Annotated in this window: 12 protein-coding genes and 1 pseudogene; all 13 read right to left on the minus strand. The window is 32.4% G+C overall.

What is annotated here, in order from left to right; all coding sequences use genetic code 11:
* Positions 1–167 precede the first annotated feature (167 nt).
* On the minus strand, positions 168–836 hold the full coding sequence (locus BMW29_RS03230; protein ID WP_092650243.1) for a uracil-DNA glycosylase: 669 nt from the start codon (positions 834–836) through the stop codon (positions 168–170).
* A gap of 71 nt (positions 837–907) precedes the next feature.
* Positions 908–1,372 carry a hypothetical protein gene (locus tag BMW29_RS03235; RefSeq protein WP_092650245.1) on the minus strand — a complete coding sequence of 155 codons (465 nt, stop codon included), beginning with the start codon at positions 1,370–1,372 and terminating at the stop codon, positions 908–910.
* A gap of 20 nt (positions 1,373–1,392) precedes the next feature.
* Entirely contained in the window at positions 1,393–1,860 is a 468-nt protein-coding gene (locus BMW29_RS03240) for a hypothetical protein (RefSeq protein WP_092650247.1), read from the minus strand.
* 516 nt (positions 1,861–2,376) lie between these two features.
* Positions 2,377–3,234, minus strand: a complete 858-nt coding sequence (locus BMW29_RS03245; RefSeq protein ID WP_092650249.1) for a helix-turn-helix domain-containing protein — start codon at positions 3,232–3,234, stop codon at positions 2,377–2,379.
* A 131-nt stretch (positions 3,235–3,365) separates the two neighbouring features.
* Positions 3,366–4,955, minus strand: coding sequence for an ABC transporter ATP-binding protein (locus tag BMW29_RS03250; protein WP_092650251.1), 1,590 nt, complete (start codon positions 4,953–4,955; stop codon positions 3,366–3,368).
* Between the two features lie 161 nt (positions 4,956–5,116).
* Positions 5,117–6,076 (minus strand): class 1b ribonucleoside-diphosphate reductase subunit beta, encoded by a 960-nt coding sequence (nrdF, locus tag BMW29_RS03255; RefSeq protein WP_092650253.1) that lies wholly within the window; start codon positions 6,074–6,076, stop codon positions 5,117–5,119.
* 221 nt (positions 6,077–6,297) lie between these two features.
* A complete protein-coding gene (gene nrdE / locus BMW29_RS03260; protein WP_092650255.1) occupies positions 6,298–8,472 on the minus strand; it encodes a class 1b ribonucleoside-diphosphate reductase subunit alpha in 2,175 nt (724 codons plus the stop codon).
* Positions 8,450–8,830 (minus strand): class Ib ribonucleoside-diphosphate reductase assembly flavoprotein NrdI, encoded by a 381-nt coding sequence (gene nrdI / locus BMW29_RS03265; RefSeq protein ID WP_092650257.1) that lies wholly within the window; start codon positions 8,828–8,830, stop codon positions 8,450–8,452. Before nrdI ends, nrdE begins: the two co-directional genes overlap by 23 nt.
* Before the next feature lie 2 nt (positions 8,831–8,832).
* Positions 8,833–9,072 (minus strand): glutaredoxin domain-containing protein, encoded by a 240-nt coding sequence (locus tag BMW29_RS03270; protein ID WP_092650259.1) that lies wholly within the window; start codon positions 9,070–9,072, stop codon positions 8,833–8,835.
* Between the two features lie 612 nt (positions 9,073–9,684).
* Positions 9,685–10,704: a hypothetical protein gene (locus tag BMW29_RS03275; RefSeq protein ID WP_092650261.1), complete on the minus strand. Its 1,020-nt coding sequence runs from the start codon at positions 10,702–10,704 to the stop codon at positions 9,685–9,687.
* Between the two features lie 39 nt (positions 10,705–10,743).
* The gene (locus tag BMW29_RS03280; RefSeq protein ID WP_245706215.1) at positions 10,744–12,069 is read right to left on the minus strand and encodes a deoxyguanosinetriphosphate triphosphohydrolase; all 1,326 of its coding nucleotides are present in this window, start codon (positions 12,067–12,069) and stop codon (positions 10,744–10,746) included.
* A gap of 146 nt (positions 12,070–12,215) precedes the next feature.
* Positions 12,216–12,377 (minus strand): annotated as a pseudogene (locus tag BMW29_RS14105) (DNA-3-methyladenine glycosylase I); the annotation flags it as partial.
* Positions 12,378–12,526: 149 nt separating this feature from the next.
* Positions 12,527–13,147, minus strand: a complete 621-nt coding sequence (locus BMW29_RS03285; protein WP_092650265.1) for a hypothetical protein — start codon at positions 13,145–13,147, stop codon at positions 12,527–12,529.
* Between the last annotated feature and the right edge of the window lie 16 nt (positions 13,148–13,163).

The following is a 13,163-nucleotide window of genomic DNA, read 5'->3' on the forward strand; positions in this document are numbered from 1 at the left end:
AAAGATTTTTCTATTCAGAATGAATGATTTTTTTACTGGCTAGATAGGTGCACCATTGAGTTAAGTGTCGGTTTCATGATAAGATTTATATTTTTGTAAATTAAAAAAATCAGCTAAGCTGAGCAGTTAAAAGTACTCCAACTTAGCTGATTGTTCATTGACATTAATCAATCGGCTATTTCATTTAATTGCCACTGAATGGCGCCGCGTCCCTTACTTTCTAAAAACGTATTGGTTTCTGAAAAAGGTTTGCTTCCAAAGAAACCGCCTCTTGCTGCTAGTGGTGATGGATGGACGCCTTTAATCAATAAGTGTTTAGGATTGTTCACATTTTTAGCAACATTAATCGCATGATTGCCCCATAAAATAAAGACTAATGGCTGCTCAAAATCATTTAATTCTTCTAATACACGATTCGTGAACTGACTCCAGCCTAATTTTTTATGGCTGCCAGCTTTCCCTGCTTCAACACTCCAGCTTGTGTTCATCATCAACACACCTTGCTTTGCCCAATCCGCTAAATAACCATGGTTTGGTGCCTCAATATCTAAATCTGTTTTTAATTCTTTATAGATATTTCGTAAGCTTGGTGGAATTTTTTGTCCTGGCTTAACAGAAAAGCTTAAGCCATGAGCCTGCCCAGCACCATGATAAGGATCTTGTCCAATAATGACTACCTTTGTTTCTTCATAAGGGCAAAGCTTAAAACAAGAAAATAAATCTTCTTTTGATGGGTAAACAGCTCCTACTTCTCTTGCATTGTCTACTTTTTCCATGAGCTCAATAAAATATGGCTCTTTTGCTTCTTGCGCTAAAAATTCTTCCCAGTTTTTCATAGATGTTGACTCCCTTTTAATTATTGTCTATGATTTATTCTTTCATACCTTTGCTCGCTTGTCTAGCAATTTTAGAGATCCTCTCCTAAAGCTACTACATTTAGCCAATGCAGTAGACTTTCATGATGAATCACTTCATTTGGATAATCTTTTTTATAGGTTAACCCTGAAACCATGTCGGTCTCATACTCATCATAAGGATCTCCGCTACCATAAACAACTGGATTGTCCTCTTTTAAGTCAGAGCAACGAATGCCATAATCACAAACACCTTGCATCTCACTAGAAAAAATTAAATAGTCATTTGTATCTGCTTCCCATACATAAAAATCGTCTGGTGCAAAAATATGAAAGGGATCCGAATACAGATCTTCTACTTCACCAATTTTTTGATAATACTCAATTAAAATGCTTGGTAAAGCGCCATACTTTTCAACTGCTGCATCAATTAATTCTTGTGAATAAGGCGTAAAATTACGTCCTTTTTCGATATAATATTGCTTTAGCTCATCTATGGTTTTACAAAATCTCTCCATTCCACTCGCTCCTTTTTATATTACAGCTCTAGCAGGCTTTGCTGCACTAAATCAAAATAGTGACTCAGTGTCGGTGCATCATAGGCAACCATATAAGCCAGTCCTTCTGCTGATTGATAAGATTCTCCATAACCGTAAACTGATGCATTATCTTGATTAATATCTTTCATCTTTATTGCAAAAAGATCCACACTAATTGCTTCTCCACCAAAGGATAAATAATCATCCACTTCATTGCAATGACGAGCTGCAACCAGCTCCTGCGCAGTTTTAATCTGAAGCTCTTCTAATGGATAAATATAACAGCCCATTCCTGAAGCTGAGATGTCATCAAACCAACCAATTTTTAGATAGTATTCCTCTAATAATCTTGGTAAACCACCTAATTCCTCTTTTTTCTGGTCAACTTCTGCTTGGAAATAGGGGCTAAAAGCTATTTCTTGAGAAATAAGGAAAGCTTTTAATTCATTTACTGTTACTTCATTCATCTATTGTTAACCTCCATATTCATCTTATAGACTACATGATGTAGTTTTCTTTTTTATAGTAACACGTCGTAGGCAAATGTACAATTGTATTTTGTCGATTGAACCAATTTTATCTCTCTTTTATATGCTAAAAACACATAAGAAGTCCTCTAAAATATGGACTTTCTTATGTGTTTTTAGTCAAAATTTATGTGATTAGCTTACTAGTAGGCTAATCAACAATTTGAAGAGTACTCACTTCTGCCTTCACTCGTCGAATTTAACCTTTAATTACCACTTTAATTTCCCAAAATATTTCTAACATGAGCATTCACCTCCTTTAAATTTACTGCTAGAACGATTAAAATAAGACAATTGACTCATTTATATTTCCTTTGCCACTTTAATCCAAATAGACAAAATCATCATTTCCATATTCTTTCCGCCTAACATTCAAGCATCTATTGCTTATACTGTTAATATAACCATTTCTTAAATAGAAAAGAAAAAAATATCGTAAACGACTTTATGATTCGTCTACGACATTTCTTTTTCTTGTTGATAAAACTGATTGAATTCATCACTATAAGTCCCCATATCATTATAGGCAATCATCGCTAAAATATGTTCTATTTTTTCTTCTGACTCTTTACTTGGATTTCTTCTATAGATTAATAACTCAAAATAAAGCTTACCCAGTAACTTTTGAAAAAAATTCTCTGGAAAAGTCTTTTCTTCCATCATTAATACTAAATAAGATAGCGCGACTTCATCCTTCTTCTGTTTCATACACAATCCTACAAAATTTAGAATGATATTCATCACAATCAGCTTTTCTTCTCCATGATATTTTTTCAATCCATTTTGCAGGATAGAATGAACCATAAATAAATTACTTTCAAAATCATAATATTCAATCAAATTACAGTATAAAGACAATTTAGAGTAATGCCATTCTTCAATATTAAAAACGGTATTTTGAAGATATTTTTTACTCTGCTCATCCAATAATTGTTCCGTATCATTCATGCTGAATTTTAAGCTTTCAGCAAATAAAAGAAAGAACTTCTTATCTTTATCTAATAGTTTTTTGTGGCTGATTTCTAGCTGTATTTGTTCAATTCGCTCTAGATTTTTTTCATAATAAGCTGCTAATAAATCCTGTTGAATTTGCTCAGTGAGGGTCGTATGATTGTGAGGACTAATTTCTGATATAAAGGAAAAAATATCAATCTCATTTATAGCTAAAATATTTAATAAATCTTCCACATTGATTCTATGTATGCCTTTCTCTACTTTTGAATAATAGGAAGTTGAAATAATACTCTGAGCCATTTCCTGTTGCGTAAGGTTTCTTTTCATTCGATACTTTTTCAACAATTTACCTATTTCCAATATAAACGCCTCCTATAGTTTGCTATTTTGATTAGTATAACACGCTTTTAATGATTAAAAGAACTCCATGTATGACAAATAGCAAGATTCCATTTTTCTTTTGAAATCTTGCTATTTAGTCAAGCTATTCATTAGGTCAATTCCAAAATACCATCTAATTTTTCAGCTATTTCAGCTCTCAATTGATGAGTTACCATAATCACAGTTAACGCTTCTTTCTCCACTAACATTTTCTCAATATTTAAGGCTGTTTCATTGTCTAAATTTGCCGTTCCTTCATCTAGCAAAATAATATTTTTATTCCTAAGTAACCCTCTGGCCAATGTCAAGCGTTGTCTTTGTCCTCCTGAAATGAATTTCCCATTTTCACCAACATCAGCAGCTATTCCTTTCGGAAGAGCTAGAACAAATTGCTCCATTCCCGCATTTTTTAATGCATCCCATAGTTCATTTTCTGAATATGTATCACCCATTTCTAAATTTTCTCTAATTGTTCCATTAAATACATAGGGATTTTGATCAATATATAAGACATGTTGGTAGAGCTGACCTAAGCTTAATTCTGATAAAGCTGTATTTCCTAAAGTTAATTTGCCAGTATAGGACTTCATTTTGCCACTTAATAGATTTAAAATAGTTGATTTTCCTGAACCACTTTGACCAATAATGGCATATTTTTTTGAAAGCTCAAATGTAAAATGAAGATCTTTTAACAGCGGTTTATGCTGATAACCAAAGGTAAGATTTTCTAATTCAAAGCCCTTTGATAAAACAAAATCTTTGTTGATGATTTCAGGGATTTCTTCTATTTGATACATTTTTTCAAATAATGGTTGCGTGCTATTGATTGATGAAAGATACTGACTGATATTCCCAAATGTATTAAAAATTTCTGAAGCTAGTGATCCTGTTGCAGAAATAGAACCAATTGAAACCTTTTGAAGCAAAGCAAGATAGCCTGTTAACGCAAAGACAGATACTTGTCCAAAGACATTGCCTAAACCACCAGCAATGGTCACACCTGCCATCACTTTGGCTTGCTGATTTTTTGCTATTCCCAGCTCAATAGAGGCCTTTTTTACTTTTTCTAGAATAAATGCAAACTTTCTGAAAACAAAAATTGTATCATAGGCAGCAAGATAATCTGTCATTTTTGATAAAAAAGCTTCATTCTTTTTTGAAACCTCTGTTGTCACAGTTCTCATTTTTTTATTAAATAGTCTTGGTAGTTGTACCAAGATAAAGAGTTCCACAAATATCATTAGAATCAAAGACCAGTGAAATGACAACAGCGCAATTAGGGCTAAGGTTGATTTAATCAAGCCTGATAATAACTCATAAAATGGCATAAAGCCAGCTTGCTCTATTTGATTGACATCATTGGTTACCCAGGAAGCATAGGTTCCTACAGTATTTTTATTAAAGTTTGTATAGCTCGTCGCAAAAAGTTTTTTAATCGTATCATGGCGTAGCTTAGTAGCCATCTGCTGTCTAACAGAACAGATTCTTCTAATTTTTAGATAGGTAAATAATAGAAACCCTATAAATGCGATCACTAATTGTAGGACATGTAGCCAAAATTGCAAAAAATTGAACTGAATCAGATCATTTAAAATGGCTGCATTCAGCAAACTTGCAATCGTTAACCCTACGCCTTCTCCAATCATCAATAATACAATGCCAAGATTTTCTTTCCAAAAGTACTTCATTATCTTTGTCATCAGGTTACCCTCCTGTACTGTCTATTATTCATCAATGTATCATATTATTTTTATGAAAAAGAAGAAGTGGCGTAAACGACATTTATAGAAAAATTGAAGTTATTATAATAAAAAAAGCGTTTAAATGCTGTATTCAACATTTAAACGCTTTTCACTTTTAATTAATAATCATAATCACTAGCTTGCATTGGTTCTACTTCACCAAGTAAATAGCCATTTCCGACTTGTGAGAAGAAGTCATGGTTACTTGTTCCAGAAGAAATCCCATTCATGACAATTGGGTTTACATCTTCGGCTGTATCTGGAAATAATGAATCTAAACCTAGGTTCATTAAAGCTTTGTTCCCATTGTAGCGTAAGAAGGTTTTTACTTCTTCAGTCCAACCAACTGTATCATATAAAAGCTCTGTGTATTTCACTTCATTTTCATATAATTTATAGAGTAATTGGTAAGTCCAGCCTTTTAATTCTTGTTGTTCATCCTCAGTTAATGCATTAAAGCCTAATTGGAATTTATAGCCAATATAGGTACCATGAACAGATTCATCACGGATAATTAATTTAATAATTTCTGCCACGTTTGGTAATTTGTTGATACCCAAGTAATAAAGTGGTGTATAGAAGCCTGAGTAGAATAGGAATGTTTCTAGGAAAACACTAGCTACTTTCTTTTGAAGCGGTGTCCCATTTTGATAAATATCATTGATCATAGCCGCTTTTTCTTGTAAATATTCATTTGAATTGGTCCAGCTGAAAATTTCTTCAATTTCTCTAGGTGTGTTTAAGGTACTAAAGATTGAAGAATAGCTTTTCGCATGAACAGATTCCATAAATTGGATATTGTTAAATACTGCTTCTTCATGTTGTGAACGCACATCCATTCGAAGTGCTGCAATCCCATCTTGTGATTGCAAGGTATCTAATAAAGTCAGCCCGCCAAAAACGCGCTCTACTAAAGTTTTTTCAATACTTGATAGCTTACGCCAATCATCTAAATCATTTGAAATTGGAATACGGGTATCTAACCAGAATTGTTCTGTTAGCTTTTCCCAGGTTTTTTTATCGATAATATCTTCAAAACTGTTCCAATTTATCGCAGCATATTGCTCTGATTCGGTCATCGTTTTAAACTCCTTTATTCAGAACATTGAGGAAGGATTAAAAGTTTAATCTTGGCCATGTAAGTTACTTCCATAAACGGTGGCCAAAAGTCAGGTTCTTCGGCAATTTCACAAAATCCAATCAATACAAAAAGCGTATTGTTTGTCTTTTGCTCCAATTGCTCGAACCTAAACGACTTTTGTCTCAACCTCAATTTTCTTTGTCATTTATTATTGTCTGATTAAATAGAGCAGCTTTCGCAAGCGTTACTACCAACCTCATCTGCATCATCAGTAAATGTACGCACGTAATAAATTGATTTACAGCCTTTTTTATAAGCATAGTTACGTAAAATACTTAAGTCTCTTGTTGTTTGCTTTTCAGTCTCTTTTTTCCATTCATAAAGGCCAGCTGGAATCGTTGAACGCATAAATAGTGTTAAGCTCATTCCTTGGTCAATATGTTGTTGAGCCGCAGCATAAACATCAATGACTTTACGCATATCCATATCATAAGCTGATGTGTAATAAGGCATGGTTTCATCAGATAGGTATGGAGCTGGATAATAAGTTTTACCTGTTTTCTTCTCTTGACGCTCTTCAATTCTTTGGGTAATTGGATGCAAGCTTGCACTTGTTTCATTTACATAAGAAATCGAGCCGTTCGGTGCAACTGCAAGACGATTTTGGTTGTATAAACCATATTGTTTTACATTGTCACGTAAGGTTTCCCAATCAGCTTGTGATGGAATAAAAATACCTTCAAACAATTCTTGAACTTTTTCAGAAGTTGGTGCCCAAGCTTTTTCAATGTATTTATCGAAGTATTCGCCTGTTGCATATTTAGAAGCTTCAAAGTCGACAAAAGTTTCCCCACGCTCTTTGGCAATATTATTACTTTCTACTAAAGTCCAGTAGTTTAATAATAAGAAGTAAATATCAATAAATTCAACGGATTCTGGTGAGCCATAATGAATTTGATTCATTGCAAGATAAGTGTGTAAGCCCATTGCACCTAAACCAATGGTATGTGCTTGATCATTCCCTTTTTTGACAGATGGCACAACTGAAATAGATGAATTATCTGTAATAAAAGTTAAGGCACGTGTCATGGTACGAACGGAGCGACCAAAATCTGGTGATTTCATTAGGTTCACGATATTACTTGAACCTAAGTTACAGCTAATATCTGTTCCGATTTCTTCATAAGATTGATCATCATTAATAATAGATGGTTTTTGTACCTGTAGAATTTCAGAACAAAGGTTACTCATTAGGATTTTCCCTTTGATTGGGTTACTACTGTTGGCTGTATCAATGTTTATAATATAAGGATAACCTGATTCTTGTTGTAATTTACTGATTTCAATTTCCAAATCACGTGCTTTGATTTTAGATTTTTTGATTTCAGGATTGTTTACAAGCTCATCATATTTTTCGGTAATATCAATATAAGAGAAGGGTTCTCCGTAAATACGTTCTACATCATATGGACTAAATAAATACATATAATCATCATTTTTAGCTAGCTCATAAAATTTATCAGGAACAACTAAGCCTAAAGATAAAGTTTTCACACGAACTTTTTCATCCGCATTTTCTTTTTTAGTTGCTAAGAAAGCCACAACATCTGGATGGAAGACACTTAAATAAACGGCTCCAGCTCCTTGACGTTGGCCTAATTGGTTACTATAAGAGAAGCTATCTTCTAACAGTTTCATAACAGGTACAACACCACTAGCAGCACCCTCATAGCCTTTAATTGGGTCACCAGCAGCTCTTAGGTTAGAAAGTGAAATACCAACCCCACCACCAATACGAGATAGCTGTAAGGCGCTATTAATACCACGGCCGATGCTGTTCATGTCATCTGTTACTTGAAGTAAGAAACAAGATACCAGCTCACCACGACGTTTTCTTCCAGCGTTTAAGAAAGAAGGTGTCGCAGGTTGATAGCGCTGATGAATCATTTCTTCAGCCAAATCAATTGCTAAGGCTTCATTACCATCTGCAAAATACAATGCATTAAAAGCAATACGGTCTTCATAGCGTTCTAAATAGCGTTGATTATCGTTGGTTTTTAAGGCATATTGCGTATAAAATTTATGGGCACCCATAAACGATTTAAAACGGAATTTCTTATCGTAAGTTTGCTTAAATAATTGCTTTGTAAATTCAAATGAATATTTTGACATAAACTCTGCCTCAATATAATCATTTTCGATTAAATAATCGATTTTTTCCTTTAACGTGTGGAAAAATACAGTATTTGGATTCACATGCTCCAAAAAGTAAGCACGTGCAGCCTCTTTATCTTTATGCAGTGGAATTTTACCATCTACAGGAATATTAATTTGGTTATTTAATTTAAAATAACTTGGATTATGCTGTTCCTTAGGAATGTCCGTTATGTTCAATACGTTCAACCTCTTTCTTAAAATTAATCACATCTAAATCAGTCCCACTAAATTCAAAGGCAAAAATCATGGGTACCTTGTACAACGCTGCTAAATCTTTGGCTGTAAAAACAAAAAGGTCGGCAAAGTTTCGGTTTCCGCCGCCAGCCACACCTTTTAAATGGGATAAATTATCACTATATTCGATAAAATCATTGATTATTTCGGTTACTTCAATATCATAAGTAGGTACAACCACAATATAATCCTCTTCCATTCGATGAAATGGATCCGTCGCATTGACTTCATAACTATCGAGATCTAGTTTACCTACAAAACGTCTTGTTTGTCCAGTTAACGAAAAATAAACGATTTTCATGATTAAATAGAGATTGCTTTCAATTCTTTTAATCGATCAGGCTGGAATCCAGCAATTGGTTCAATACCATCAGCAATCACAACAGGAACACTCATAAAACCTAAGTCTTTTAAGTAAGTAACATGTGCTTCATCGTCCATAATATTTTTTTCTACAAACTCAATATTTTCACTTTTCAATAAAAATTTTGTCATGTCACATTGTGGACAATTTGGTTTGCTATATAGGTTAATTTTACTCATTTTAAACAGCCTCCATTATATTCTTAAAACATTTAATTTTTATGACAGATTTCATTATAAACTACAACAGAGAGAAACACAACATATAGAACCTAAATTGTTAGTTTTTTATCAAAAACACTATATATAGAGATAGTTGTTTTCTTGATAAAAGCTGAGATAAGTCAATAATGACAAGTGTTTTGTTGGTTTTTTAGGGGGTGGGAAGGTAAGAAATAAAGTGGTGGGAACACAAGATAATGGGGGAGGATTTGTAGGCTAAATAGATGATTTTGATAGAAATAAAGTTAAAGGGAGATTGAACAAAATTTCCCTTTAACTTTTGGAGTGGTTTATTTGATTGTTAAAGCAAAAATTGATAACGATTTAACTTACAATATTCCTGATGATTCAGAACTGATGAACTGCGGTTACTATACATATGACATAAGTGAAAAACATTTTATATTATTTAGAGGTAGCTTCATCATTTTCTCAGTTAACAATAGCCGTTACTTGAATAAATGTGGACATACTATTAGGGTCTTTTAGTAATTTTTAAATGACTTACCATAATTTTTATTCAATAATTTTCGAATTAGATTTTCCATGCATATTATGTTTGACTCATTATCACTCTTTTTTTAAAGATTTATTGTATTCATCAGTAACTCTTGCAATTCTTCTTGCAACCCAATCAACATAGTCTAAGCTAAAATTTGCTTCTAAATAAATTTTTTCACTTGACTTTAATTTAATAATTTCTCTTTTTTTAAAAAATTGTTTACCACTTGGATGAATAGGCTCAATCATCGAATATATATAGCGTTTATTGCTCGAGGTAGTTATGCTGGTTGGAAGTCGTCCATACTTTTTATCTAAGTATTTCACTACTCCTATTAGTTTTCCTTCTACTGATTCTTTTTCTTTTAGAATTCTCTCGATTTCTGGATTTTCGTTATTCTCTTTTTCGTCATCTTCTTCAAGGTTCTGCTCGTACAAATAATTGCCAATTACTTCATAGATATTAGCATTCAATATTTCAATAGTTTTTGTCGTTGAATATTTTTTTTTGCTAAAAATAATAAAATTAGATTCTTTTTTTATTTTAATCCATTCAAGTTTGGCAACACATAGTTGAAATTGTTCAAGCACTTCTATTATCACATTAATCGTACTTGAATTAATGACTATTTCACCAAACATCTTATCTGTAGTATCAATATTGACTTGACTAATAATATATCGATTAATAGCATTCATATATGAAAACATATATGCTTCACAATCATCAGGCTCTTGTATCGAACATTTATCTGAAAAAAATTTTTCAAAATACTCCTCAATTGTTTTTTCAACACCATATATTTGTATATCATTTGCCTTAAAACGCATTGAAATAATAACACGATGCTTCTCCAACTCTTTCCTAAGCACTTTAAGATATTCTACGTTATTTTCTACATTCTCATTCATCACTTCTTTTATTTCCGATAAGACTTTATTGTATTCAGAAAATTCATTTTTTAATTCTGTTAACCATTTTATACGACTATTAGAGATATTATTGTTTTGAATATTTCTATGAGCAACAAATATAGTGCCAAACATTGTAATCACTACTGGTCCAAGATATTTGAAAAATTCCATCATGTTGAAGTCCCCTTTATTCTCAGTATTAAATTTTCCATTTTATTTGAATAATGTATCATGCACTTTTCTTGCATAACCATCTGTCATGCTACAAACAAAATCAACAGCTATCTTAAGTCGGTAATAATTTTTTTCTGGCTCTAAACAACCTTTTGTTTCTTTTTTATATAATTTTATAGCCCAGTCAGAAATATTATCAAATAAACGTTCCTCATATTTATTCATTTTTTCTGATAGATTGTCATATTTCAATACGACAGGTATAAACTCATCTAGTAACCTATTCATAATATTAAAACCTAGCACTTCTTGATCAAAAATTTCTTTTGTATTAAAAATATAGTCACAAGCAAAACTTTTTAAAGCTTTAAATAATTTAATTTCATTTATATTCTCATTCATTAAATCATTGTTAAATGTGCCTGCCATTATATCATCATAATTCTTTATAAATGTTTTGCTAGCGCTTTGATAGACTTTCATTTGTGTAACACGGATAAAAGTTTGGATAACAGAAGCTTCATTTTCACCATCTAATATTGAATAGATACCTGTTTTTTTAATTAAATAATTTTTTAATTCATTGAAACTATACAGACCATAATTATATCCATCCTCCACATCAGAAAAAGTATAAGCAATGTCATCTGCTGCTTCTAATAAAAATACCAATGGATGCCTTTTATTTTCTGTCTTTGTGGATTCTTTAATTTTTTTAAATATTGCTTGTTCTGAATAAAAATACCCTACTTTTTTCTTTGTTAAAATATCTTTGTCTAACTCAATTGAACTTGCCGTATATTTAATAACAGAATCAATAGTAGATGCTGTTAATCTCATTCCACAATCTGCACTGCCATTATAATCGTGTAGCTTAGTTAAAACGCGTATTGTCTGCGCATTTCCTTCAAAAATCAAAAAATCATTTTTTTGTTGCTCTGTTAGCTCTTCCCACACTTCTAAATTAGGACCATTTTTTTTAAACCAAATACGAATAGCCTCTTCGCCAAAGTGGCCAAAAGGTGGATTGCCAATATCGTGAATCAGCGAAGCAGTTTCCATCAAACGATAGCATTCACTTAATAAATCTGTATGTAAATATTTATTCTTTGATAATCTAATTACTTCTGTTAATAAATCTCTTGCTAATACTGCTACTTCTAAACTATGGGTCAGTCTTGTGCGAACAAAATCGTTTCTATCTAGAGGAAATACTTGTGTTTTGTCTTGCAGACGTCTAAATGAATCACTTTTCACCACACGCCTATAATCACTATCAAAGGCTATTTTTAAACTTTCGTTTCGTATAGAATCATTTTCTGCTACTGGTATTCTAATATTACTTATTAACTTATCCCATTCCATCTGTATCATACCTCTTTTTCTAATGATGTAATAAAAAAACTGTTCTCAACAGCAGTATATCCGAAAATATTATTCTGTTCAATCCTTTTCTTATTTTGGTCATACAAAAAAAAGGCATACATCTGCCTTAATTCAAATATAAGTATTTAGGAATTCAGCACCACATCCTGCACCATTCCACAAGCTTTCATAAACATATATCCAACAAAAATAAACCCATGTAGCTTCATATTTTTAGCAATCATTTCAGACAACAGTATCACATTTGCTACTTTAGCTGCTTCTTCATAAATATTTAGCTTAGGAACCTTGCCAACGAAGTCTCACATATAATTGTCGCAACTACTGTCTTCTTTTTGCACACCTCAGATTACCCGCGCATTCTATACCACTACATTAATTTTTCTTGGATTACGAATCATTTCTGGATTGTCCTTCAATTGATTCTTTATTATCACTAATCAGTCGTAGAAGCGCCAATAACAGTCATTCTATTCGTAGACGGATCATAAATTGTCCAGTAAAAAGTGCCCCACCATTCTTTTCCTGCATCGAAATAATCTGACCAATCGTCATTCCAGCGATAGATGATTAAATCTTGTTGATTTGGAAAAAGCAGTTGATTCAACTTTTTAAAATCTTTTCTTCCAGTTGGATTTTCTCCAGTTGATGGGTAAGTAAAAGCATAGCAATAAGATTCTTCATATTCAGCATCTACACGTTGATACTCCTTAAAAAAATCAGTTGGAGTTACTCTTTCAGCTTTCATTAATTTAGGAAGAATAGAATAAGTCGTTGTTCCATAAACCTGTTGCCAATTTTTCAATAACTCCTCATTTGAAAAATGCTGCTTTGATCCACGACGTATTTCTAAAGACTTAGCACGTGATAACATTCTCCGTGAAGCAATCTTTTTCATTCCCTCAATTGCAGCTGATTGATGGGTTTCTATCCCTTGATAATCATCTATTTGAAAAAAGATATAATCAAGTACATGAAGCGCTAAATCATCCGTTCCAATGTCATATTTTTTCATTGTTTCTTCAAAGTTCAATGTCTCTTTTTCTAAAAATTTCATATCAACAATCTCCTAC

It is taken from the genome of Isobaculum melis (assembly GCF_900111355.1).
GTDB classification, from domain to species: Bacteria; Bacillota; Bacilli; order Lactobacillales; family Carnobacteriaceae; genus Isobaculum; species Isobaculum melis.

Coding starts and splice junctions, on each gene's coding strand:
- BMW29_RS03230 (WP_092650243.1), bottom strand. CDS start 836: ATGAAAAACTGGGAAGAATTTTTAGCGCAAGAAGCAAAAGAGCCATAT.
- BMW29_RS03235 (WP_092650245.1), bottom strand. CDS start 1,372: ATGGAGAGATTTTGTAAAACCATAGATGAGCTAAAGCAATATTATATC.
- BMW29_RS03240 (WP_092650247.1), bottom strand. CDS start 1,860: ATGAATGAAGTAACAGTAAATGAATTAAAAGCTTTCCTTATTTCTCAA.
- BMW29_RS03250 (WP_092650251.1), bottom strand. CDS start 4,955: ATGACAAAGATAATGAAGTACTTTTGGAAAGAAAATCTTGGCATTGTA.
- nrdF (WP_092650253.1), bottom strand. CDS start 6,076: ATGACCGAATCAGAGCAATATGCTGCGATAAATTGGAACAGTTTTGAA.
- nrdI (WP_092650257.1), bottom strand. CDS start 8,830: ATGAAAATCGTTTATTTTTCGTTAACTGGACAAACAAGACGTTTTGTA.
- BMW29_RS03270 (WP_092650259.1), bottom strand. CDS start 9,072: ATGAGTAAAATTAACCTATATAGCAAACCAAATTGTCCACAATGTGAC.
- BMW29_RS03275 (WP_092650261.1), bottom strand. CDS start 10,704: ATGATGGAATTTTTCAAATATCTTGGACCAGTAGTGATTACAATGTTT.
- BMW29_RS03280 (WP_245706215.1), bottom strand. CDS start 12,069: ATGGAATGGGATAAGTTAATAAGTAATATTAGAATACCAGTAGCAGAA.
- BMW29_RS03285 (WP_092650265.1), bottom strand. CDS start 13,147: ATGAAATTTTTAGAAAAAGAGACATTGAACTTTGAAGAAACAATGAAA.